The 24,165-nt window shown below is 38.2% G+C and carries 29 protein-coding genes; 25 read left to right on the forward strand and 4 right to left on the reverse strand.

Annotated features, from left to right (window positions below; all coding sequences use genetic code 11):
- Window positions 1-26: 26 nt before the first annotated feature.
- The 8 genes from mltG (at window position 27) to mtnN (ending at window position 7,255) form a co-directional block, all read left to right on the forward strand.
- Complete coding sequence (gene mltG, locus NSQ74_RS11785; RefSeq protein ID WP_340823518.1) at window positions 27-1,154, forward strand: endolytic transglycosylase MltG; 1,128 nt, start codon at window positions 27-29, stop codon at window positions 1,152-1,154.
- Window positions 1,155-1,429: 275 nt separating this feature from the next.
- Window positions 1,430-2,062, forward strand: coding sequence for an O-methyltransferase (locus tag NSQ74_RS11790; RefSeq protein WP_340823519.1), 633 nt, complete (start codon window positions 1,430-1,432; stop codon window positions 2,060-2,062).
- A 5-nt stretch (window positions 2,063-2,067) separates the two neighbouring features.
- Window positions 2,068-3,000: a peptidase U32 family protein gene (locus NSQ74_RS11795; protein ID WP_340823520.1), complete on the forward strand. Its 933-nt coding sequence runs from the start codon at window positions 2,068-2,070 to the stop codon at window positions 2,998-3,000.
- A gap of 14 nt (window positions 3,001-3,014) precedes the next feature.
- Window positions 3,015-4,295 (forward strand): peptidase U32 family protein, encoded by a 1,281-nt coding sequence (locus NSQ74_RS11800; RefSeq protein ID WP_340823522.1) that lies wholly within the window; start codon window positions 3,015-3,017, stop codon window positions 4,293-4,295.
- Window positions 4,295-4,933, forward strand: a complete 639-nt coding sequence (gene udk, locus NSQ74_RS11805) for a uridine kinase (RefSeq protein WP_340823524.1) — start codon at window positions 4,295-4,297, stop codon at window positions 4,931-4,933. Before NSQ74_RS11800 ends, udk begins: the two co-directional genes overlap by 1 nt.
- A gap of 187 nt (window positions 4,934-5,120) precedes the next feature.
- A complete protein-coding gene (gene greA, locus NSQ74_RS11810; protein ID WP_340823525.1) occupies window positions 5,121-5,609 on the forward strand; it encodes a transcription elongation factor GreA in 489 nt (162 codons plus the stop codon).
- Window positions 5,610-5,715: 106 nt separating this feature from the next.
- Window positions 5,716-6,360: a YrrS family protein gene (locus tag NSQ74_RS11815; protein ID WP_340823526.1), complete on the forward strand. Its 645-nt coding sequence runs from the start codon at window positions 5,716-5,718 to the stop codon at window positions 6,358-6,360.
- 202 nt (window positions 6,361-6,562) lie between these two features.
- Window positions 6,563-7,255, forward strand: a complete 693-nt coding sequence (mtnN, locus tag NSQ74_RS11820) for a 5'-methylthioadenosine/S-adenosylhomocysteine nucleosidase (RefSeq protein WP_340823528.1) — start codon at window positions 6,563-6,565, stop codon at window positions 7,253-7,255.
- 364 nt (window positions 7,256-7,619) lie between these two features.
- On the opposite strand, the gene sigK is transcribed toward mtnN, so the two are convergent.
- Together sigK and pssA are read right to left on the reverse strand one after the other, a co-directional pair.
- The gene (gene sigK / locus NSQ74_RS11825) at window positions 7,620-8,327 is read right to left on the reverse strand and encodes an RNA polymerase sporulation sigma factor SigK (RefSeq protein WP_340823529.1); all 708 of its coding nucleotides are present in this window, start codon (window positions 8,325-8,327) and stop codon (window positions 7,620-7,622) included.
- Window positions 8,328-8,414: 87 nt separating this feature from the next.
- Entirely contained in the window at window positions 8,415-8,915 is a 501-nt protein-coding gene (gene pssA / locus NSQ74_RS11830) for a CDP-diacylglycerol--serine O-phosphatidyltransferase (RefSeq protein WP_173477657.1), read from the reverse strand.
- A 136-nt stretch (window positions 8,916-9,051) separates the two neighbouring features.
- On the opposite strand from pssA, the gene NSQ74_RS11835 reads away from it, so the two are divergent.
- The 12 genes from NSQ74_RS11835 to NSQ74_RS11890 all read left to right on the forward strand — a co-directional run bounded on the left by NSQ74_RS11835 (window position 9,052) and on the right by NSQ74_RS11890 (window position 18,698).
- Complete coding sequence (locus NSQ74_RS11835; protein ID WP_340823531.1) at window positions 9,052-9,834, forward strand: phosphatidylserine decarboxylase; 783 nt, start codon at window positions 9,052-9,054, stop codon at window positions 9,832-9,834.
- Between the two features lie 36 nt (window positions 9,835-9,870).
- Window positions 9,871-10,392, forward strand: a complete 522-nt coding sequence (locus NSQ74_RS11840; protein WP_172772137.1) for a YqeG family HAD IIIA-type phosphatase — start codon at window positions 9,871-9,873, stop codon at window positions 10,390-10,392.
- On the forward strand, window positions 10,389-11,492 hold the full coding sequence (yqeH, locus tag NSQ74_RS11845) for a ribosome biogenesis GTPase YqeH (RefSeq protein WP_340823532.1): 1,104 nt from the start codon (window positions 10,389-10,391) through the stop codon (window positions 11,490-11,492). The genes NSQ74_RS11840 and yqeH overlap by 4 nt, the downstream gene beginning before the upstream one ends.
- Window positions 11,493-11,524: 32 nt before the next feature.
- On the forward strand, window positions 11,525-12,355 hold the full coding sequence (gene aroE, locus NSQ74_RS11850) for a shikimate dehydrogenase (RefSeq protein WP_340823534.1): 831 nt from the start codon (window positions 11,525-11,527) through the stop codon (window positions 12,353-12,355).
- 5 nt (window positions 12,356-12,360) lie between these two features.
- Window positions 12,361-12,663: a ribosome assembly RNA-binding protein YhbY gene (gene yhbY, locus NSQ74_RS11855; protein WP_139860444.1), complete on the forward strand. Its 303-nt coding sequence runs from the start codon at window positions 12,361-12,363 to the stop codon at window positions 12,661-12,663.
- 9 nt (window positions 12,664-12,672) lie between these two features.
- Complete coding sequence (locus tag NSQ74_RS11860) at window positions 12,673-13,263, forward strand: nicotinate-nucleotide adenylyltransferase (RefSeq protein WP_340823536.1); 591 nt, start codon at window positions 12,673-12,675, stop codon at window positions 13,261-13,263.
- Window positions 13,232-13,804 carry a bis(5'-nucleosyl)-tetraphosphatase (symmetrical) YqeK gene (gene yqeK / locus NSQ74_RS11865; RefSeq protein ID WP_340823537.1) on the forward strand — a complete coding sequence of 191 codons (573 nt, stop codon included), beginning with the start codon at window positions 13,232-13,234 and terminating at the stop codon, window positions 13,802-13,804. Before NSQ74_RS11860 ends, yqeK begins: the two co-directional genes overlap by 32 nt.
- Window positions 13,801-14,145, forward strand: coding sequence for a ribosome silencing factor (rsfS, locus tag NSQ74_RS11870; protein WP_340823538.1), 345 nt, complete (start codon window positions 13,801-13,803; stop codon window positions 14,143-14,145). The genes yqeK and rsfS overlap by 4 nt, the downstream gene beginning before the upstream one ends.
- Window positions 14,146-14,886: a class I SAM-dependent DNA methyltransferase gene (locus tag NSQ74_RS11875; RefSeq protein ID WP_340823540.1), complete on the forward strand. Its 741-nt coding sequence runs from the start codon at window positions 14,146-14,148 to the stop codon at window positions 14,884-14,886. It begins immediately after the preceding gene.
- Window positions 14,887-15,081: 195 nt separating this feature from the next.
- Window positions 15,082-15,720 carry a helix-hairpin-helix domain-containing protein gene (locus NSQ74_RS11880; RefSeq protein WP_340823541.1) on the forward strand — a complete coding sequence of 213 codons (639 nt, stop codon included), beginning with the start codon at window positions 15,082-15,084 and terminating at the stop codon, window positions 15,718-15,720.
- 120 nt (window positions 15,721-15,840) lie between these two features.
- Window positions 15,841-16,410 carry a ComE operon protein 2 gene (locus NSQ74_RS11885; RefSeq protein WP_340823543.1) on the forward strand — a complete coding sequence of 190 codons (570 nt, stop codon included), beginning with the start codon at window positions 15,841-15,843 and terminating at the stop codon, window positions 16,408-16,410.
- Between the two features lie 35 nt (window positions 16,411-16,445).
- Window positions 16,446-18,698: a DNA internalization-related competence protein ComEC/Rec2 gene (locus NSQ74_RS11890; protein WP_340823544.1), complete on the forward strand. Its 2,253-nt coding sequence runs from the start codon at window positions 16,446-16,448 to the stop codon at window positions 18,696-18,698.
- A 32-nt stretch (window positions 18,699-18,730) separates the two neighbouring features.
- On the opposite strand, the gene NSQ74_RS11895 is transcribed toward NSQ74_RS11890, so the two are convergent.
- Window positions 18,731-18,868 carry a YqzM family protein gene (locus NSQ74_RS11895; protein ID WP_340826450.1) on the reverse strand — a complete coding sequence of 46 codons (138 nt, stop codon included), beginning with the start codon at window positions 18,866-18,868 and terminating at the stop codon, window positions 18,731-18,733.
- Between the two features lie 169 nt (window positions 18,869-19,037).
- On the opposite strand from NSQ74_RS11895, the gene holA reads away from it, so the two are divergent.
- Complete coding sequence (gene holA / locus NSQ74_RS11900; RefSeq protein WP_340823545.1) at window positions 19,038-20,048, forward strand: DNA polymerase III subunit delta; 1,011 nt, start codon at window positions 19,038-19,040, stop codon at window positions 20,046-20,048.
- 57 nt (window positions 20,049-20,105) lie between these two features.
- Window positions 20,106-21,140, forward strand: a complete 1,035-nt coding sequence (locus NSQ74_RS11905; protein ID WP_340823547.1) for an acyltransferase — start codon at window positions 20,106-20,108, stop codon at window positions 21,138-21,140.
- Between the two features lie 190 nt (window positions 21,141-21,330).
- Here the strand turns inward: NSQ74_RS11905 and rpsT are convergent, their stop codons facing one another.
- The gene (rpsT, locus tag NSQ74_RS11910) at window positions 21,331-21,579 is read right to left on the reverse strand and encodes a 30S ribosomal protein S20 (protein ID WP_172772128.1); all 249 of its coding nucleotides are present in this window, start codon (window positions 21,577-21,579) and stop codon (window positions 21,331-21,333) included.
- A 163-nt stretch (window positions 21,580-21,742) separates the two neighbouring features.
- Between rpsT and gpr the strand changes: the two genes are divergently transcribed.
- The 3 genes from gpr (at window position 21,743) to NSQ74_RS11925 (ending at window position 23,993) form a co-directional block, all read left to right on the forward strand.
- Window positions 21,743-22,759, forward strand: a complete 1,017-nt coding sequence (gpr, locus tag NSQ74_RS11915) for a GPR endopeptidase (protein ID WP_340823549.1) — start codon at window positions 21,743-21,745, stop codon at window positions 22,757-22,759.
- Between the two features lie 51 nt (window positions 22,760-22,810).
- A complete protein-coding gene (gene spoIIP, locus NSQ74_RS11920; protein WP_340823550.1) occupies window positions 22,811-23,653 on the forward strand; it encodes a stage II sporulation protein P in 843 nt (280 codons plus the stop codon).
- Window positions 23,654-23,810: 157 nt separating this feature from the next.
- Window positions 23,811-23,993, forward strand: a complete 183-nt coding sequence (locus NSQ74_RS11925) for a hypothetical protein (protein ID WP_340823551.1) — start codon at window positions 23,811-23,813, stop codon at window positions 23,991-23,993.
- The last annotated feature ends 172 nt before the right edge of the window (window positions 23,994-24,165 follow it).

Genomic DNA, 24,165 nt, shown 5'->3' on the forward strand with positions numbered 1-24,165 from the left:
ATTGGATAGTGATAGGGGGGAAACCCGTGGATAACGGTTCTAAAAAACAAGAAATGTTTTCAAAAATGCAGGAAAAAAAGACTGAGGTAAAAATTGTGAGAAAAATAGTAGCTATTATAGCCATTACATTTGTATTAGTATTTGGGATTATAGGTTTGATGGGTTACAACTACGTAAAAAGTGCTTTAAAACCTGTTGATCCAGATGCAACAAAAACAATTGCTGTTGAAGTACCAATTGGTTCAAGTTTAAGCTCGATTTCGGCTTTACTAGAGAAAAAGGGCATTATTAAAGATGCAAAAGTTTTTAAATACTATGCAAAATTTAAAAATGAATCCCAATTCCAAGCAGGAAATTATGATTTAACACAATCCATGACATTGGACGAGCTAATTGAGAGCTTAAAAACAGGGAAGGTATATCGTGAGCCTGTCTTTACGATGACGATTCCTGAAGGTTTAACACTTGATCAGATAGGTAAAATCGTTGAAAAGAAAACGCCTTACACACAAAAAGAGTTTATGGATTTAGTGACAAGCGAAGCATTTGTTCAAAAAATGATGGCCAACTATCCAGAGCTTATTACAGATGCGGTATTAGCAGACAATATTCGCTATGATTTAGAAGGTTATTTATACCCTGCAACATATTCATATTTTGAAGAGAAACCTTCGTTAGAAGCAATCGCTGAAGAAATGATTGGTGCTATGAATAATGTTGTGAAAAATTACAGTGAAGTTCTAGTAGAAAAACAAATGTCAGTACATCAACTACTAACTTTTGCCTCATTATTAGAGGAAGAAGCAACAGCACAAACAGATCGTGAAACAATTGCAAGTGTCTTCTATAATCGTATTGAGGAAGGCATGCCTCTACAAACTGACCCAACTGTTTTATATGCACTTGGCTCACATAAAGACCGCGTTTTATATGAAGATTTAGAAGTAGAAAATGCTTATAATACTTACAAAAATAAAGGGTTGCCGCCAGGTCCAATTGCAGGTGCTGGAAAAACTTCGATTGAAGCAGCGTTAAATCCGAGCAAAACAGATTATTTCTATTTCCTAGCAGATAAAGAAGGTGTCAACCACTTCTCAAAAACTTATGATGAGCATTTGCAAAAGGTAGAAAAATATTTACGTCAAGCAGAGTAGTTTCTAGTAAATAAAAACGAATGTAACTCAATAAAATGAATAGAAGGAAAGAAAAATAGCTTTCCTTCTATTTTCGTGCTATTATAAATTGTGATTTTTAATCAATTAATACGTGGTGGCAATTGTTTCGTGCTTATAGACAAACAATTGCTCATTTTTGTATGGCAAAGTACCAAGACATCACGTTTGGTCTTTTTCTTTTTGTAGCAAAGTGATGATGAAGTTTGGACAACGGGAATGTGCTCGTTTCCTTTTAAATGAGGGTGAATTTTACAATGGAATTATCGGATGCATATATACAATCCTTTATTCAACCACGTAATGAGTTGCTTTTAGAAATGGAAGCATATGCGGAAGAAAATCATGTACCGATTATGCAACTAGCTGGGATAGATGCGCTTAATCAGTTACTTCGTATTCAAAATCCGTCAAAAATATTAGAAATTGGCACGGCAATTGGTTACTCAGCAATCCGTATGGCAGATGCTTTGCCAAATGTGCAAATTGTGACGATTGAACGCGATGAAGAGCGTGTAGCTCGAGCGAGAGATTATATTGCACGTTCATCTGTTTCAAACCGTATTACGGTAATTGAGGGAGATGCCTTAGAGGTAGACGATGAGGCAATTCATACAACTTTCGATGCAATTTTTATTGATGCAGCGAAGGGACAATATCAACGGTTTTTCGAGAAATATGCCCCACTTGTAAAATCAGGAGGAGTCTTGTATATCGATAATATGTATATGCACGGATTGTCGGATTTGGACTTAAAGGACGTGCCACGTCGCAAGCGGACAATGATTCGAAATTTAAAAAATTTCACTGATTGGATAATGCACCATCCTGAATATACAAGTGCATTTTTACCAGTCGGGGATGGCTTATTATTATGTTTGAAGAGGTGACGACTATGAAAAAACCTGAATTGCTTGTCACACCGCAATCAGTGGACCATGTAAAAGCACTTTTAACAGCTGGAGCAGATGCTTTTGTCATTGGAGAACAACAATTTGGTCTTCGTCTTGCAGGAGAATTCTCTGTGAGCGAAGTTGAAGAAGCAACGAAGCTAATTCACGAAGCAGGCAAAAAGGTTTATGTTGCAGTGAATGCGCTATTTCATAACGAAAAACTAGATGCACTAGGTGAATACTTAAAAGAAATGCAACGTATAGGTGTAGATCGCTTAATTTACGGCGACCCTGCTGTTATTATTGTGCGTCGTGAGCAAGGTGTTACAATTCCGTTGCATTGGAATCCTGAAACAACAGCGACAAACTGGTTTACTGCAAATTATTGGGGTAAACGTGGTGCAACAAGAGCTGTTCTTGCACGTGAGCTTTCGCTAGATGAAGTACTAGAAATTAAGGAAAACGCGGAAGTAGAAGTTGAAGTGCAAGTGCACGGTATGACTTGTATGTTCCAATCAAAACGTCCTTTACTAGGTCATTATTTCCTTTATCAAGATAAAATAATGGCAATAGAAAATCGTCAGGAAAACCGTAATATGTTCCTACACGATGATGAACGTAACAATAAATATCCAATTTATGAGGATAACAACGGTACGCATATTTTTAGTCCAAACGATATGTGCATTATCGATGAGCTTGGCGAGTTATTTGAAGCAGGCATCGATGCATTTAAAATCGAAGGTGTTTTACACTCGCCAGAATATGTTGTCACAGTAACGGAAGCATATCGTCAAGCAATTGACACATATTTTGACGAATCTGAAGACGCATATGACGATATTAAGGATGATTTACTGGCTAAAATTGAAGATATCCAGCCTGCTATTCGACCACTCGATACTGGCTTTATCTTCAAAGAAACAGTGTACTAGGAGGTGGCAAGAATATGGCATTGGCATTAGAACAAAATGACAAAATTCGTGAAGTTGTTAACGGTAAGCGCGTCATTACAAAAAAACCTGAACTACTTGCCCCTGCAGGTAGCTTAGAAAAACTAAAAGTAGCTGTCCATTATGGTGCAGACGCAGTATTTATTGGTGGTCGTGAATTCGGTCTTCGTTCAAACGCAGATAATTTTTCTATCGATGATATGCGTGAAGGTGTAGATTTCGCTAATCAATACGGCGCAAAAATTTACGTAACAACAAATATTTTCGCTCATAACGAAAATATGGATGGTTTAGAGCAGTACTTGAAGGATATTGAATCTGCAGGAGTTACCGGCATTATTGTAGCGGACCCACTAATTATCGAAACATGTCGAACTGCTGCGCCGAAGCTTGAAATTCATCTTTCTACACAACAGTCACTATCCAATTGGAAAGCTGTGCAGTACTGGAAAGAAGAAGGCTTACATCGAGTAGTGTTAGCGCGTGAAGTTGGCGGCGAAGAGATGAAGCTAATGAAAGAAAAAGTCGACATCGAAATTGAAGCATTCGTTCATGGGGCGATGTGTATCGCATATTCGGGTCGTTGTGTACTATCAAATCATATGACAGCGCGAGACTCCAATCGTGGTGGTTGCTGCCAATCTTGTCGTTGGGACTATGACCTATACGAGCTAGAAGACGGTGAGGAAAAAGCACTTTTTGATGATAACCATGCACCATTTGCGATGAGTCCGAAAGATTTAAAGTTAATTGAAGCGATTCCGCATATGATTGAGCTTGGTATTGATTCATTAAAAGTAGAAGGTCGTATGAAGTCAATTCACTATGTGGCTACAGTTGTTTCTGTGTATCGTAAAGTGATTGATGCTTATTGTGCTGATCCAGAGAATTTTAAAATTAAACGTGAATGGCTAGAAGAATTAGATAAATGTGCAAACCGTGATACAGCTGAGGCATTTTTCCATGATGCACCAGGACACGAGGAGCAAATGTTTGGCGTTCATGGCCGTAAAACAACATACGAATTTGCAGGCCTTATTTTAAATCATGATCCAGAGACGAAAATCGTTACAATGCAACAACGTAACTATTTTAAACCCGGTGATGAAGTTGAATTTTTCGGTCCAGAAATCGAAAACTTCAGCATTACGATGGGAGAAATCTGGGATGAGGACGGCAATAGCTTAGATGCGGCACGTCATCCATTACAAATTGTTAAATTTAAATGTGATACGTTACTTCAACCGCATAACATGATGCGAAAGGAGAATAATTAATGGCAATCAAGCGTCCAGTTGTCATCGGAATCGCTGGTGGTTCATGCTCAGGTAAAACGAGTGTGACACGTGCTATTTATGATGTTTTCCGTGAGCATTCTGTTGTTGTAATTGAGCAAGACTATTACTACAAAGATCAAAGTCATTTAACATTTGAAGAACGTTTAGGAACGAATTATGACCATCCTCTAGCGTTTGATAATGATTTATTAATTGATCATATTAAAAAATTATTAAAGCGTCAGTCTATCGATAAGCCTGTATATGACTATGTACAGCATACACGTGCCAATGAAGTTATCCATGTTGAGCCAGTAGATGTTATTATCCTAGAAGGAATTTTAGTATTAGAGGATGCGGACTTACGTAGTTTAATGGACATAAAATTGTTTGTAGATACGGATTCAGATTTACGTATTATTCGTCGTATTCTCCGAGACATTAAAGAGCGTGGACGTACAACGGATTCCGTTATAGAGCAGTATTTATCTGCGGTGCGCCCAATGCATAATATGTTCATTGAACCAACTAAACGTTATGCTGATATTATTATTCCCGAAGGTGGGGAAAATGGAGTAGCAATTGATTTGATGGTAACGAAAATTAAAACTATTCTTGAAACTGACAACGTATTGTAATAAGATAGAGTGGTATTGACAATATTTACATGAATTTCAAAGCATATTTTTGTAACGCATGCATACTATTAGGTCAAAGCGTATTTTGAAATGAGATTAAAAATAATAAAATTCGATTAAATGCACTTTCTAAAGCATTTGGTCGAGTTTTATGTTTTTATATTGATGAAATAAGGAGTGAAGTACTTTGTCAAATGAAAAACAGTACCCAATGACAGCAGAGGGTAAACGAAAATTAGAAGAAGAATTAGTGAAATTAGAAACAGAAACACGTAAAGAAATCGTAGAGCGTATTAAAATCGCACGCGACTTCGGTGACCTTTCTGAAAACGCTGAGTACGATTCAGCTAAAGAAGAACAAGCCTTTTTAGAGGGCCGCATTTCTACATTAAAATCAATGATTCGTAACGCAGTAATTATTTCTGAAGACGAAACCGACAACAGTGTAGTTTCACTTGGGAAAACGGTTACATTCGTTGAAATTATTAACGGTAAACCATCTTCTGATAAAGAATCTTATACAATCGTAGGTTCAGCAGAGGCAGATCCAATGGAATTCAGAATCTCGAATGAATCACCAATTGCAAAAGGCTTACTTGGAAAAGCAGAAGGTGAAGAAGTAGTTGTACAAACACCTGGTGGCGAAATGAAAGTGAAAATTATTTCAATTAAATAATCACTGATGTACAAGCAGTTAGCTTCTTTATTAGAGAAGCTAGCTGTTTTTATTTTGCAAGCGCTGTAGAACTTGATAAAATATTGGCTAGAGAGGGGGAGACTTCATGAGTGAACGAAAAACACGAAGCAGTCGTCATTTGCAGCCATCTCGCAATAAAAAGCTAGATAAAATGTTGAATGTTTTAATTGGTATTGTCATTATACTGATTGTTATAACGGCAACGTATGTGTTTAAATGGCAGGATGACAAACAAGAAACAGTTAAAGAGGACCCAGTTCAGGAGCAAAAGAACGATGAAGGTGAGAAAGAACCTCAGAAAGAGGAAGACGTCTCTGGGAAAGAAGAACCGTCTAAAGACGAAGAACAGCCTAAAGAGGAAGAACAACAGCCAGAACAAAATACGGCTGAGGAAACGACGTCAGACGATCCGATTGTTGACCGTGTTGTGACAGATAAAAACTGGAAAGCAACGCCTACAACGCAAACAGGAGCGCATGTATCATCGTATGATGATCAATCTGTCGATTGGGCAGAAAAAATCGCTACGATTACAGCTGTTACAGGTATTACAAATGATAATATGATTGTTTGGCGTCTACAAAATAATGGTGGTGCAAATAAAGCAATTGCAACAGTTTCTACGAAAGATAAGAGTGAAAAGTATCGTGTCAGTATGGAATGGATCGATAACGAAGGCTGGCTGCCAGTGAAGCTAGAACAGTTGAATACATTAGAAGGTGCCTATTGACGAAAGTTGTTGTTTTGATTATTTTTAAAGATGGTCAAAGAAATACGGATTCGTTCCTAGCTTTAATGAAAGCGGAACAATCGGTCATAGAAGTGTCTGGCGAATAATTTCGATTTTGATTGGATATAGATCATCAAAATGCAGATGCAAACTAGACAGAGACAGAATTAGAGTTGAATAGTAGAAGGGAAGTAATGGATTCATGAAAATCGCAGTTATCGGTGCAATGGAAGAGGAAGTAGAGCTGCTACGGGCTTCTTTGGAGGATGCTAAAAGTACAACAATTGCTGGCAGTGAGTATACAACAGGGACATATGAAGGAAAAGAAGTAGTATTATTAAAAAGCGGTATTGGTAAAGTCAATGCAGCAATGTCTACAACAATTTTATTGCATGAATTCAAGCCAGATGTAGTAATTAATACGGGTTCTGCTGGGGGCTACGATGAGGCACTTGAAGTAGGAGCAGTTGTTATTTCTGATGAAGTACGCCATCATGATGTCGATGTGACAATCTTCGGTTATGAAATTGGTCAAATGGCAGGAATGCCTGCTGCTTTCCAATCTGATGCAAAGCTCATGAAAGTAGCTGAAGAAGCTGTAAAAGCAGTAGGTGAACACCAATACGGTATTGGCCTAATTTGCTCAGGTGATGCTTTTATGAATGATCCTGTACGTGTAGAAGCAGTTCGTCAGCATTTTCCACAAATGAAAGCTGTTGAAATGGAAGCGGCAGCTGTTGCACAAGTGTGCTATCAATTCGGTATACCATTTGTTGTTATTCGTGCATTATCGGATATTGCTGGAAAAGAATCGAACATCAGCTTTGATGAGTTTCTACCAGTAGCCGCTAAACACTCTACACAAATTGTATTAAAGGCAATTTCGTCTCTATAAATCTACATGAAATAGACAAAATGAACAGTTTAAAAGTGAGAAAAATCACAGTCGTAATGAATCTTCAATGTTACAATGGCATTAATTAATTCTCTTCATAGTTAGAGGGGAGGTATTCATTATGCTATTTTTAACAGCAGGTGTCGTCATCATTACGATGTTAATCGGCACGCTTATTTCGGCCGACCTTACTGAAACGACTCATTAATACTGTATAGAAAGCTCCTTTGTGGCTGTTAAGCCTAAAGGAGCTTTTTATATGGAACAAGTAACTGCTAAATCAAAATAAGTTCTTCGATGTAATTTTTGAAAACAAGTGGTAATATTCTTGATTGAATTTTTATGAATAACACATTAAAATAAATTACTCAATAGACTTTTGATCTCTTTTGTAAAATTGATAGAGTTTAATGAGTGCTCGCTTTTCTATGCGAGATACATAACTACGAGAAATGCTCAAGCGGGCAGCAATTTCTTTTTGGGTAAGTGCGTCGTGTTGATTTAATCCATAGCGGAGTGTGACAATTTCAAGCTCTCGTTCATCAAGCATATGCAAATAATGATACAACTGAGCAACATGCTCTTTATGTTCTAATTTTTCTGTCGCACTTTCTTCATCGCATTGTAGTAGATCGCGAATTTGCAGTGCGTTCCCATCTTTGTCTGTACCGATTGGTTCAAACAGGGATACATCCTTTTGTACTTTTTTCTGTGTTCGTAAGTGCATTAAAATTTCATTTTCAATACAGCGCGCTGCGTACGTAGCAAGGCGCGTCTTTTTATCAGGGGTATAACTTTCGACGGCTTTCATTAGACCGATTGTACCGATGGAAATATAGTCATCAAGTTGCTCGTGCTTTGGATGGAATTTTTTTACGACATGTGCAACAAGTCGCATATTGCGCTCGATTAAATCAAGACGCGCTTGCTCATCTCCACCTAAAAATCGTTCAATACAAGCAGCTTCCTCTTCTTTAGAAAAGGGTTTATGGAATGTTTGCCCTTTTAAATAACCGAATAACGCAGGAATTTCAAACCATAACTGCAACATAGAAGTAAAAATTCCGCTCATTGAATGATTTCATCCTTTCCCCATTTTTCGACAGTATATGTTAAGAAAAGGCGTTCAATGAAAAAAAGTGCAACAGCAATTGCGCTGTTACACTTTTTTTAACGTGAATGTACTAATCATTAGTAAAGCTAAAATGGGAAGTAGGAAAAGATAAAAAGCTGGGTGGAACGTATTAGATGCAAAATACGTTAATGTTAATAGCGTCCCAGCCGCTGTAATCGGTAGTCCTGTGAAATAACCGTTTGCTTCACTAATGTTGAAGCGAGCTAATCGCATCGCACCGCAGACGATATAAAGAACGGTCATCATCATGCCCGCGAAACCAAAATCAACTAGGACAACTTCATACATTAATAATGCAGGGGCTACACCAAATGATATAATATCACTCATAGAATCTAATTGCTTACCTAACTCGGATACCTGTCCGAGTGCACGTGCCACTTTCCCATCATAGCGATCGAGAAGAGCAGCAATAAAGATAAACAAGACACTATAGCTATAATATTCATGTAAAGTGGCCATTATGGCCGCGCCACCAAAGGACATATTACTAATTGTTATGAAGTTTGCTGCGTGCGATTTCATTTTCTTAACCGTCGTATCCACCAACTTGTGATAAAAAAACAAGGCGGATCACTCCTTTGCACTTAAGATATTGTACCATTATACTTCGGATGCGAAAAAATTGACAGTCTAATTTAATCGATAGGGGTTTTGCTTTATGAAAGAGAAACTTTACCAACGCTTAATAGAATTAACGAATGGCAAACAATCTTCCCAGCTTTTACAAACTATTGCTAAAGCGAAGTGGAGTAAGCGAATAATTCCAAGCTATATGAAAATATACGATATTAACCTTAAAGAAGTTTCAAAAAAACAACAACAATTTTCAAGTTTACATGATTTTTTTACAAGGGAACTTTTAACGGATGCACGACCAATCGATCAAAGTCCTTTCGTTTATACGAGTCCAGTAGATGCAAAAGTGGAATCATTTGGGCGCATTGAATGGGATATGACTTTCCTTGTGAAAGGCAAGCCTTATTCCTTACAGGATTTACTAGGTAATAATGATCGCGCTGCACAATATGCCGATGGACATTATATAGTATTTTATTTAAGTCCTGCTGATTATCATCGAATCCATAGCCCGATTGATGGTACTGTATTAAGACAATATACACTTGGACAAACGTCTTTCCCTGTCAATCAGCTTGGCCTCACGTATGGTAAAAAACCAATTTCTCATAACTATCGTCTTGTAACGGAGTTAAAAGTAGCAAATGACCAGCAGATAGCATTTATTAAAGTTGGTGCTACCTTTGTCAACTCCATTGTGCTGACAAATACAACAGTACATTGGGAAAAAGGTGAGGAAGTCGGTTATTTTTCATTTGGTTCGACAGTGGTCATGCTATTTGAAAAAGATACTATTACATTTACGGACAATGTTGTGCAAGGAAGTCCAATTCGCATGGGTGAAGCCTTTGCAAATATGCTATAATGGTCGAATAATACGTTTAGATTAGGGGTCGCTATTTTGTATAATTTTTTATTACCAGATGAATTTGTGACAAGCATTTTTGAAATTACACCAGAAAAGCTTCAAGAATTAGGCATTAAAGGGATTATTACAGATTTAGATAATACGCTTGTGGAATGGGACCGTGCAGATGCAACGGAAGAGCTTATTATTTGGCTACGTATTATGAAGGAATCGGGTATTCGCGTTATCATTGCGTCAAATAATAAAGAGGCGCGTGTAAAGCATTTTGCTGATCCGCTTAATATTCCGTATATTCATAAAGCAAAAAAGCCACTTCGAAATGCCTTTTATAGTGCCGTAATTCAATTAGGATTACGTCCAAATGAAGTAGTAATGGTAGGAGACCAACTACTAACAGATGTAATGGGTGCCAATCGTTTAGGACTGCATACTATTTTAGTAAAACCAGTTGCACAATCAGATGGACTCGTAACAAAATTTAATCGTTTCGTTGAGCGTCGTGTGTTCAATGATTTAAAACGAAAAGGAATAATTACTTGGGAGGAAAAAGAATGAACGAAATGCCAAATTGTATTGGCTGCGGTACGACAATTCAAACAGAAGATAAAACAGCAGTAGGGTACGCACCCCCATCATCATTAGAAAAAGACGTGGTTATTTGCCAACGTTGCTTCCGTTTGAAAAATTACAATGAAATTCAACCTGTGTCATTAACAGATGACGACTTTTTACGTATTTTAAATGGTCTTGGAACACAGCAAGGCTTAATCGTGAAAATCGTTGATATTTTTGACTTCAATGGTAGCTGGTTGCCAGGGCTTCATCGCTTTGTTGGCAAAAATCCAGTGCTATTAGTAGCGAATAAAGCTGATTTGCTTCCAAAATCAGTGAAACCTAAAAAGGTTATCAACTGGCTCAAACGTGAAGCAAAAGCACTCGGCCTACAACCGATTGATGTGCTTTTAGTGAGTGCACATAAAGGACAAGGAATGACTGAGGCGATGGAAGCGATTGACGAGTATCGCAAAGGCCAAAACGTTTACGTAGTAGGTTGTACAAATGTTGGGAAGTCCACGTTTATTAACCGCGTTATTAAGCAGGCTACAGGTGAAGGGGAAGTCATTACAACTTCTCATTTCCCAGGAACTACATTGGATATGATTGAAATTCCACTCGATGATGGTAGTGCATTATATGATACCCCAGGGATTATTAATCACCACCAAATGGCGCATTACATTGATGCGAGTGAATTAAAATATATTATGCCTAAAAAAGAAATTAAGCCGAAAGTGTATCAGCAAAATCCAGGTCAATCATTATTCATTGGTGCACTAGCACGCTTTGATTTTATTCAAGGTGAACGTTCGGCATTCACAATTCATGTGGCAAATGATTTGCCTATCCACCGTACGAAGTTAGAAAAGGCAGATGATTTATACGCTGAGCATAAGGGCGAATTACTTGCACCACCGACTGCAAACTATATTGACAAGCTACCTGAGTTAATCCGTCATGAGTTTTCAATAAAAGAAGCAAAAACAGATGTCGTCTTTTCAGGGCTTGGTTGGATTACGGTACAGCATGCTAATGTAGTTATTGCTGCTTATGCCCCAAAAGGTGTACAAGTTTCAATTCGTCCATCACTCATTTAATCATTAGTAAAGTAGAGAAGAGGAACTAGGACATGAAGAAGTGGTTTGCAGTAATTGGTGATCCAATCGAGCATTCAAAATCACCAGCCATGCATAATGTTTGGTTTGAAGAAATGGCAATCGATGCAACATATATTCCAGTACATGTGACACCCAATCAGTTAGAAGCGGCAGTTGCTGGTTTTAAAACATTAGGTGCAAGTGGTTGGAATGTTACTATTCCCCATAAGACAGCAATCATTCCCTTTTTAGATGAGTTAGATGAGTTAGCAGAAAAAATGGGTGCGGTAAATACGGTTGTACGTACAAAAGATGGTAAGTTAAAAGGATACAATACGGATGGGCTTGGTTTTGTTCGCTCGTTGGAAGATGCTGTAGGCAAGTCACATAAAGAAAAGCCAGTGCTTCTTATCGGAGCAGGAGGGGCAGCTCGTGGCATAGCGTTTGCGATGCAACAACAAGGCTATACGAATTTAACGATTGCCAATCGTACAGTTGCCAATGCTCAGGCAATTATCGATGAACTTGGAACAGGTCGAGCGATTTCATTAGCGCAAGCTGAGGAAACGTTGGCTGACTATGGCATTTTAGTACAAATGACGTCAGCGGGACTTGTTGCGGGTGATTTTTCAATGCCATTTTCACTGAATCGACTAATGAAAGGCGCAATTGTTGCAGATATTGTGTATAATCCATTAATGACGCCTTTTTTACAAGCGGCTGAGGAAAAAGGTGCAACTGTAGTAACTGGTCTTGGCATGTTCGTACATCAAGGTGCGATTGCGTTCCAATACTGGCTCGACGAATATCCAAAAACAAATTCAATGATTGCGCGATTGAAGGCGCAATTAGGAGGACAATAATTTTTATGTTAACAGGTAAACAAAAGCGTTTTTTACGTGCAGAAGCACATCATTTAACACCGATTTTCCAAGTAGGAAAAGGCGGCGTGAATGACGAAATGACAAAGCAAATTCGTGAAGCATTAGAAGTACGTGAGCTAATTAAAGTGCGTATTTTAGATAACTGTGAAGATGACAAACAAGAAGTAGCAGAAGCTCTTGCGAAAGGTGCACATGCTGAGCTTGTTCAATTAATCGGATTAACAGTTGTTTTATATAAAGAATCACGTAACAACAAAAAAATTGTGTTACCAAAAGTAGCGAAATAAGGTGAAACGATGAAGAAGGTCGGTTTACTTGGAGGTACGTTTAATCCACCACATATTGGACACCTAATGATGGCAAACGAAGTATTTCATGCATTGGAATTAGATGAGGTACGTTTTTTGCCGAATGCATTACCACCTCATAAACAAGCTCCTCATGATGCAAGTGATGCGAAGCGATTAGAAATGGTTGAACGTGCTATTCAACCATATCAGCATTTTCGTGTGGAGTCGTATGAGGTTGATAAGGGAGGCGTATCCTATTCATATAACACACTTGCTGCATTATGTGAAAGAGAGCCGACTGTAAAATTTTACTTTATCATTGGTGGGGATATGATTGATTCACTCCATACGTGGTATCGCATTGATGAGCTAGTGAAGCTCGTTCAATTCGTTGGCGTAAAGCGTCCAAGTACTGAAGCGCGTACGGAGTATCCTGTATTGATGGTGGAAGTACCGCAAATCGATTTATCGTCTACACTGATTCGTGAACGCCTTGCCACTGGTAGAACGGTAACCTTTTTACTGCCAGAAGCGGTAGAGACGTTTATACGAGAGGAAGGTCTTTATGGAACGCGAACAGTATTTAGCAGCGATTAAACCACGTATGCCTGAAAAGCGTTATATCCATACACTAGGTGTAATGGAAACAGCCATCGCGTTAGCAAAAATCTATGGTGAGAACGAGAAGAAAGCTGAAACAGCAGCCATTCTCCATGACATTGCAAAGTATGCAGATGTCGAATGGATGGAGCGCATCGTTCAAGACGAAAAATTAGATCAACAGCTGATTGGCTGGGGCAGTGAATTACTACATGGTCCAGTTGGGGCATATATTGCTGAAAGTGAATTCGGCATTACGGATGAAGATATATTAAATGCTATCCGTTTTCATACAACAGGACGTGTAGCAATGAGTCGTTTAGAAAAAATACTTTTTGTCGCAGATATGATTGAACCAAATCGAAATTTTGAAGGTGTTGAACGCCTGCGAAAAAAAGCTCAAAAAAATTTGGATAAGGCAATGAGTGCCTGTATACGCCATACATTAGCGTTTTTAATTGATTCAAAGCAGGCAATTTACCCATTATCTATAGCATGTTATAACGATATGATGAAAAGAGAGGAAAGTGAAGGATGACTTCAACTTTATTACAAGCAGCTTACAAAGCAATCGACGACAAACATGGTGAGGATATTGTCGTTTTAAATATGCAAGGTATTTCACTATTAGCAGATTACTTCATCATTGCACACGGGAACTCAGATCGCCAAGTACAAGCGATTGCACGTGAATTACAAGATGTAGCAGTCAAAGAAGGACATGAAATTCGTCGCGTGGAAGGTTTCGATGGCGCACGATGGATTTTAGTAGACCTAGGGGATGTTGTAGCACACGTATTCCATAAGGATGAGCGTGCTTACTATAACTTAGAGCGTCTATGGGGCGATGCACCGCAATTAGACGTACCAGAGGCGTAAGTGAGTAGCTACGAACGTTTTGCTCATGTATACGATGAGCTCCAAACTGATATTCCATATAATAGCTATGTGGAATGGATTGAGCAACATGCACCGAGCAAACATTTCCCGAGGCTTTTAGATATTGGCTGTGGGACTGGTGTTCTTGGCCTTATGTTAGCCAATACTGGCTATAGTGTAAGTGGTATCGATTTGTCAGAAGATATGCTTGCTATAGCGGCAGAGCGTTTTACAGATGCGGGTCTACAAGTACCGCTATTCTGTATGTCGATGAATGAATTAGAAGGCTTTGAGGCACTGGATGTTGTAACGATTGCAATTGATTCGCTTAACTATGTTGTGGAACAACCAGATGTTTATTCGACGCTAGAACGTATTTTCCATGCTTTACGTGAAGGTGGTCAACTGTTTTTTGATGTCCATTCATTATTTAAAATGGATGAGATTTTTTTAGACGGACCATTTACGTATGATGATGGAGATATTAGCTATGTATGGCATACAGAGCCTGGCGATTATGAACATTCTGTTGTTCATCAAATGACGTTTTTTGTACGAGATGTAGCGAGTAATTTGTACGAACGTTTTGATGAGGAGCATTTCCAGCGCACATTTCCAATTGAGCAATATATGACATGGCTTCGTGAAATTGGCTTTACAGATGTAGAAGTTACAGCAGATTTTACAGATGAAGCACCTGAATACGAAAGCGAACGCATTTTTATTCGTGCAGTGAAATAAAAAAGCAAAAGTGACTGAAAAAAGTTCGGTATTATACCGAACTTTTTTTTACTTAAATATAACTTTTTGGACACATCGGGCAAGAACAATTTACTTTTTGAGATATAGCATCAATCCACTTTTCAATACGAGAATGATAGTATATGATGAAATTGACTCCATATGATTGCCTTTTGCATAGAAAGGATGGTTTGTATGATCCAATCTTTATGGCAAAAGTATAGAAAAAGTATGTTGCTCCCCAGCATACTTGGTATCGGTGGACTTTGTTACTTCTTTTTTTCGAGTTTTGACTCTTCACCTCCCCAAGAAGAGCTCATCGAAACAATCCAACCTACAGAACAATTAGCAATAACAGAACCTGCAGAAGAAGCGGTCTTACAGCAGGTGTTTATAGATATAAAGGGCGCTGTCTTACACCCAGGTGTTTATGAGCTAAATCCTGATCAACGAATTATGGATGCTATACAGCTTGCTGGCGGTTATAGCGAAGATGCGGATACACGTCTTATTAATCATGCCCAAAAGTTGCAAGATGAAATGGTTATTTATATACCTGTAAAAGGTGAGCAGCTTGATGAAGTGATGGTCAGTTTCAATAATGCCACCTTTGCTGCTGGAAGCCAAACGTCAACAAATAATAAGGTGAATGTTAATAAGGCAGATAATACGGAACTGACAACATTAGCAGGTATTGGCCCGTCAAAGGCACAGAGCATTATTGCGTATCGTGAAGAAAACGGACGCTTTCAAACAATAGAAGATATAAAAAAAGTGACTGGAATCGGCGAAAAAACTTTTGAAATGCTTAAAGATTCAATTACTGTCAACTAATTGGCTATATAGTATCAAGTTGACGACCCTTTTCGAAAAGGGCTACACTATAGTAGAAAAGTGACTGGGACAATGATGCACAGTCCATAAACAATGATAGTAAATTTTGGAGGTAGTCATATGGAGCGTATTACTTGGGATCAATTTTTCATGGCACAAAGCCATTTACTCGCGTTACGTAGTACTTGTACAAGACTGGCAGTCGGAGCGACGGTCGTACGTGATAAACGTATTATAGCAGGAGGATATAACGGTTCGATTACAGGTGATGAACATTGTATTGAAGAAGGTTGCTATGTTGTTGATAATCATTGTGTACGTACAGTGCATGCAGAGATGAATGCACTCCTACAATGCGCAAAATACGGAACGCCGACAAAAGGAGCAGACCTTTATGTTACACATTTCCCTTGTCTACCATGTACAAAATCAATTATTCAAGCAGGAATTGAGCGAATTTATTATGCAACGGACTATAAAAACAATTCATATGCGCAAGAATTATTTGAAAAGGCAGGCGTAGAGGTATTGCATGTACCTTTTGATGAACGCAAAATAGACTTTTTAAGAAATGAAAAATTGGCTTTGTACATAGATATGCTTAATGAGCTACGTGAAAGTGGTGTGCCTGCTGAAAAATTACTCCCTTATGAACAGAAGGTGAGTGCATTATTTGGCAAAATACTATAAAGCATAAATGGATATATGTAGCACTTGCTGTACTTGTGGCCTCACTAGCAGCACACAAGTCAGCTTGGCTACTTGCTAGTTTACTTATCGTAGCAACTTGGCTTACTTTAAAAGGTGAAACTTTTATCATCTCCGCACTCGTAGTAGGTGCTGGACTTCTTTCTTTCTTCTTTATTACAACTTTTCGATTGACGGAACCTTCCCCTTTACCGTCAACTTTTCAATTAACATGGACGAGCGATTATAAAATTAACGGCCAACGGCTTAGTGGTTTTGCGAGAACGGAAACAGGCGAAAAACTTTATGTCACGTATACGTTATCCTCAGAGCTAGAAAAGCATTTTTATGAAACTACATCAATTACTGGCTTTACCTATGTCGTGCAAGGAGAAATTGTAGCGCCAAATCCACCTGCACATACTTACACTTTTTCTTTTGAGAAATATTTAGTGAGCAAAGGTGCAAGGGGCATATTTGAAGTGAAGAGTTGGTCGTTGATGTCGGAGAAAAAAACAATTAGCTCTGTTCTTGCTAAGTATAGATTTCACTTAAAAAAGCATATTGAGACTTTCTTTCCACCATCGCTTATTGCAGAAGCACAGGCGCTGCTTATTGGTTTTCGAGATCAAATGGATGATGAGCTCCAACGAGCATATCAAAAGCTTGGTATTACGCATTTATTTGCCATCTCCGGCTTACATGTAGCGCTTGTATCATGGTTGTTTTATGAGGGGTTATTACGTTTGGGGATTCGCAAAGAAATGGCCATAATCGTCTTACTCATCATGTTACCTGTTTATGGTGTAGTAGCGGGTGGAGCACCTTCAGTAATCCGTGCAGTTTCTGTTGTGGAACTGAGCATGTTATTGCGCTTTACGAGGTGGCATATGTCAGTTGATGATGCACTAGCCATCAGCTTTATTAGCTTTGTCTTACTAGAGCCAGGTGTTATTTTTCAAATTGGCTTTCAACTATCCTATTTAGCAACAGCTAGTCTTATATACTCGTGGGGGATATTTCAGAACAGGAATTGGTTACAAAAATCATTTTTAATCACGTTTGTATGCCAACTACTTGTTTATCCGCTATTACTGTATCATTTTTATGAACTATCCATATCTTCGTTTTTAGTAAATATTATTTTTGTACCATTATTCTCATTTATAATTCTACCAATAAATATTTTGATGCTTATCGCTACATTCCTCTCGACGCCTTTAGCAAAGCTATTATTTGAAGTATATGAGCCAATGCGTCATTGGCTAACGGAGGCAATCCTGTTTTTACAAGCTTTGCCATTGCAACTTTGGTCGCCGGGGAAACCTGCCTTCTGGCTAGTTTGCATAGCTTTTGTCAGCGTGCTTATTAGTTTATATTTTTTAGAAGCAAAGCACTATAGCAAAGTTGCCATTGTCCTTCTTATTCCTGCTCTTTGTATACATCTTGCGCCTATATTATATAAGGAAACAAAGATTACGTTTTTGAATGTAGGTCAGGGTGATTGTACCATCATTGAATTGCCGTTTAGAAGGGCCGTATACGTGGTTGATGCAGGAGGTGTACTTCGGTTTAGGCAAGAGCCTTGGAAGCTCTCAAACAGCCCCTATGAGGTTGGTAGACAGGTTGTTGTACCGTTTTTAAAAGGAAAAGGTATTCGGGAGGTGGATATTTTGATTTTGACGCATCCTGATGCCGACCATGTAGAGGGAGCAGAGGAAGTGCTTGAGGAAATAACGATGCGTGAAATTCATGTAACACCAGGCTCATTAAATACACCTGCGATGCAAGATTTATTGGTGGAAGCAACGAAACAAAAAGTACCTGTGAAGGAAAAGATGGAAGGTACGTCATGGCATGTAGGTTCTACAAGTTTTCACTATTTATATCCCCGCGATACGCTTTATGAAGGCAATAACGATTCCCTTGTATTATTTATACAGCAGCAATCGTTTCGTGCATTGTTAACTGGTGATTTAGAAGAAGCTGGAGAACGCGAGCTGATAAAGCTATATGGCCAACAGCTAGCAAACATTACGCTGTTAAAAGCAGGTCATCATGGTAGTAAAACATCCAGTATAGAGCCATTTGTCGAGCTTCTACAGCCTACATTAACGGTTTTTAGTGCAGGACGTAATAATCGCTACCAGCATCCACATGATATTGTAGTTGAGCGTTTTAAGAAGCGCCGATTAGCGACAAAAACGACCAGCATAGATGGGACAATCGAAGTCACTATTTATCGTGATAAAAGGATTGTTCGAACAGAAAAAGACCTTGTCCGAAACTGAACAAGGTCTTTTCCATTGGTATAAGAGGTAGATTACATGCTTGCGTAGTCTACTATTACTGCGATGATGAACATAATAGTGAAGACCCCAAATGATACGCCGAAGCCAACGCCTGAATCGATAGCATCGTTACGTTTGCATTGTATATTATTACCTTCAAATGGATTCATTGTCATCCCTCCAATTCTGTTACTAATTATAAGACATCGTTTTCATAAAAGCTATATCGAAAAGATGAATTCCCAACTGTGGCAAGGAATGGACACAATTTAGCTCAAAGTCACAACCGAAACTAAATCATGTATACTAGTAGTATTGCTATATGGAGGTAAAAATATTATGATTTCGACGGTTTGGAACAAAATAAAAAAAGGTGAGCTTTCGCCAGTGTATTTGATTATTGGTGAAGAAAGCTATTTTATAGATGAAACTGTAAAACGTTTAAAGGATGCACTAGGAAATGAAGAAGAGATTGAAATGAGCACTTTTGATTTGGAAGAGTTGCCAGTTGATGTCGTTATAGATGAGGCGGATACAATCCCGTTTTTTTCAGAACGGAAGCTTGTAATTGCTAAAAATGCGTCGTTTTTAAAGGCAAGTGAAAAAGGTAAGGAAAAAATAGATCACGATGTTAAACGATTAGAGTCATGGCTTGCAAACCCTTCAGATTTTTCGGTGACGGTTTTTATTGCCCCATATGAAAAGCTGGATGAACGAAAAAAAGTGACGAAAATGATGAAAGAGCATGCGTTCATCGTCCAAGCAGAAACACCGAAAGAACAAGATTTAGCAGTGTGGATTCAAGGGCTTGTAAAAGCGCAGGGTAATACAATTACTCAAAGTGCTATTGAGCAGCTTGTCTCAATGGTTGGATCGAATATGCTACAACTTCAGATGGAAATAGAAAAACTCGCATTATACGTAGGTGATGGTGGAGAAATTACAACGAAGCTAGTGGAGGATTTAGTAGCGAAAACACTCGAACAAGACGCCTTTAAAATGTTAAACGCGTATTTGGCACACGACCCAGTAGCAGCATTGACAATTTACCATGATTTATTGAGACAAAAACAGGAGCCAATAATGCTTGTCGGGCTTCTTGCCTCCAACGTGCGAACGATGTCGAATGTTTTTTACTTGCTGAAAAAAGGCTACCATCCACAGCAAATTGCAAAAAATTTAAAAATCCACCCTTATCGTGTAAAGCTAATGGTTGAGCAACGCAACCGACCATCTGAAGAGAGCTTATTGAAGGCTTTGTACCAATTAGCTGAGGTTGATTTACAGCTAAAAACAGCTGGTGGAAACCGCGAGCGTTATTTAGAACTATTTTTACTGCGCAGACTGTAAAAAATATTTACTAGTTGGGCATGAATGGTTGTATAATGTCGTGGGGGGTTTTTGAACGTGCAAACACGAATTCAGTACATGGATAGCCTACGTGCCATTGCAATTATAGGCGTACTACTTTTACATGCTGCGACTCCTTATGTCGTACTTTATGACAAAATATCTAGTTTTGATTGGCAAACAGGCATTGTATTCAATGCATTGTCACGATGGTGTGTACCCATTTTTTTAATGATTAGTGGGGCGCTTTTACTTGGACGAAAGGAAGAATCTTTAAGTACCTTTTTTAAAAAGCGTGCCAATAAAATTTTACTACCTTTCATTGCTTGGTCGATTATTTATTATGCCTGGGCAACATATATGTGGAATCCAGGGTATTCATTAAAAGAATTTCTAATCATGTTTTTTAATGATCAGATATACTATCATTTGTGGTATTTTTATGCGCTTATTGGTATTTATCTATTAGCGCCAGTTTTTAATATATTTGTTAATCATGCCTCTAAACAAATGATAGGCTATGTGATTGTTTTGTGGATGTTATTTTATGGGGTATTCCGTTATTATTCATATATCGTGAGTAATGAATTTACATTGTTTTTCCCTTTAAGTGAGTACATCGGCTTCTTTTTACTAGGCTATTATTTAGCGAAATTTGAGCTATCGAAAAAATGGCGTGTCGGAATTTACATATTAGGGATAATTGGTGCGCTTGAAACGATTTGGAGCACAAATGCGTTGACAGAGCAGCAAGGACAATTTTCAGGCTATGCATTTTCGTATTCCAGCCCTAATGTTATTGCGATGAGTGTTGCACTTTTTGTTTTTGTGAAATATTGGGTCAATCGAAAAGTAGCAAGAGGAAGTTATGAAACAAGTGGGATAGTCAAGCTAATTGGACAAACAAGCTTTGGTGTTTACTTAGTACATGCGATGATTCTAGATAAAGTCCGTCCGCACTTTTTTGAAGGAAACGAGCTCTTTGTAAAGCCGCTTATGGCGATTCCGTTACAAGTAGTAATCATTTTGGTGGTATCTACAATTATCGTGTGGATTATACAGAAAATACCATTATTAAAAAGGCTGATTTAGTAGGGAAAATCGAACATAAACTTTAAAAGCCGCTTTGCTTTTTAGCGGGTGAGTAAGGCACGAATGTTTCGTGCTTTTACGTATCCCGCAGTAGCAAGGCGGCTTTTATTTGTTTATTATTCCTAATAAAAAAATTAGAAATGAAAAAAGACCAGTTACTCCTAAGAGTAAACTGATCCTTAATAAACACTTACGCTTTTTTAGCTAGGCGAGACTTTTTACGAGCCGCCGCGTTTTTGTGGATAAGTCCTTTTGAAGCTGCTTTATCTAAAGATTTGTAAGCTGCTTGTAAAAGTTCTTGTGCGTTTTCAGCGTTTGCAGCAACAGCGTTTTCAGCTTTTTTCACTGTAGTACGCATTGCAGATTTAGCTTGAGTGTTAGCAGCGTTAGCTTTTTCGTTAACTTTTACGCGTTTAATCGCAGATTTAATGTTTGGCATATCTTTCACCTCCTAAAATAGGTACGAGATGATATCTTCTCATTGATTTCTTGTGTCAATACAACAAAAATCATTTTAACAAACGCTAGGCTAAATTGCAATAGATAAATGCAAAGAATATTTACTTGACAGTTTGAACAAACTACAATTTGAGGTGAACTGAATGCAAAACTTAAATTGGCAGCGTACTGATTTAATTGATGAATCTGAAGAGGTAGTTTTACATCAAACGAAGGAACAAAAAGATACACTTGAACAATCAAGTGGGGTTCAAATTGAAGACAAAACTGCAGGGCGTGTGAAAATTACCGATGTCCAAGTAAATGCTGAGGGTAAAAAACAAATAGGCAAAAAGGAAGGGAAATATATAACCCTTTCCGTCCCAACGCTTACTTTAGAGGATGAAGATGGATTCGAACAGCTTGAGAAAGCATTGTTGGATAATTTTAAAACAATGCATGAATCAATTGCCTGGAAGGAAGATGACAAAATATTAATTATAGGTCTTGGCAATAGAACAATTACGCCAGATGCCATTGGACCTTATGTTATTGATCACTTGCATAGTCTAGAGCAAATCGATGACAAATTTGTCATGTACGCACCTGGGGTAACAGGACAAACAGGATATGAAACAGGTGAATTTGTAGCAGCATTGGCAGAGCGCCTGCAACCAAAATTAATCATAGTAGTAGATGCACTCGCAACGAGAGCAAGTGATCGATTATGTAAAACCATTCAACTTACAGATACAGGTATTCATCCTGGCTCAGGTGTCGGCAATCAGCGCAAGGAAATTTCTTATGAGATGCTAGGTATCCCGGTTACTGCTATCGGAATTCCAACAGTCGTTGACGCGCCAGTTTTAATTGCTGATGCAGTAGAGGTGATGCTACGCTCTATCGCTGCACGTGTTGCGGAACGTGGAAAGCCTTCATCTAAATTATCTTTATCTTCTTGGCGACCAGACATTAATAAAGAACTGGATATGTCCCTTGTGACACCGATTTTTGGTGAATGGGCAACTTGGACAAAAGAGGAGCGCCAACAGCTTTTTGAGGAGACATTTGCCGCTTCCCATGCACAGTTAATGGTGACACCAAAAGAAGCAGATTATTGGATAGATAAGTATGCAACAATCATTTCAACTATGCTTATGAATTGGGCAAACGATCTATAAAATCATCGTTCTAAAAGACACATCCCCTCCATACGATAAGGGGAGGAGGGTGTGACTTTGCTAAAAAAACTACAATGGTCAATTGGTCTATTATTGTTCTTTTTCGTATTACCAGTCATTGCTGGGCAACTTCCGTTCAACAAGCAAGCATCGACTCCGATCAAGCAACCAGAGGATAAACAAGTCGTGTTTGCCGCTACTAATTTGCCTGAACAAACAGCACTAGAGTTGACGAAAGAGCAGACGGAAGAACAGGATCCTTTTAAAGTATTATTATTATTTACGCATTCACAAGAAGCCTACCAACCAATGGTGAAAGCGGTAAGCGGGAAAGCAGACGTTTATGATGAGAAGACAAATATTTATAATTTACAAGGTGCGATTGCCAAGCATTTTAGTATGAACGGTATACAGACAGATGTATTAGATGTTGATGTCATGAAGGTAATGAAATCTGAAGGCAAAACCTTTCCACAAGCTTACAACACGGTACGTCCATATTTAGCAAATCGTTTACAGGAACAATCTTATAATTTAGTGATTGATTTGCACCGAGATTCTGCCAAGCGTGATACGACAACTATTACACATAACAATGAAAGTTACGCACGTATTGCTATTGTTGTGGGGGCAGAACATAAAAATTACAGATGGAATACAGCTTATGCAGAAAGTCTCTCTGCTGCTATGAATGAAATTGTGCCAAAGGTTTCTAGAGGGGTTATATCGAAAAGTGGTGACAATGTAGACGGTCGTTACAATCAAGATTTAGCCAAAGAAATGATTTTAATTGAATTAGGTGGAATAGATAATACAGAAGAAGAATTAAATCGGACAATTGCGGTAATTGGAAAAGCAATTGCTAAAAGCTTTGTGACGGAATCAAAAAGTTAAAAGCTAGCGTCTTGTCATTCAATATTTTAGAAACATTCGAGATAGCTAGTTATTAATAAAATAATCATATCCATGCGATGCCTTCGTCGTTGTCACTGTTATGAAAATGAGTTGATGTAATCCATGTCGGGGAATGAATGGTAAGTGAGGGTGACTATTGAAAAAATTACCTAAAATTTTTTGTTTCAGAGGTCTTTCAATTGTTTTTACCTTGCATTATACTTTTCAAGTCAGCTCATACGCCTTATTGAATCGGGCAATTTTCGATGGTGTACATCAATGGAAAAAACCGCTTCAAAAGCATCTACCATTATGGGCAGATGCTTTTTTCGTTGGTTAATATTACGAATTTTAATGTAAAAGTAAAGTATTTTATACATACATTTGTAGTTTTTGGGGTATTTATACAAATCACAGAGGTAAAAAATTCTCAGTGAAAATTTTTTTGTTTTAGAAAATGGTTAACCTTTTTAGGTAGCTCATTCGTCTTAATAATAGTAATGGAAATGAAG

The organism is Lysinibacillus sp. FSL W8-0992 (assembly GCF_038008685.1).
GTDB lineage: Bacteria > Bacillota > Bacilli > Bacillales_A > Planococcaceae > Lysinibacillus.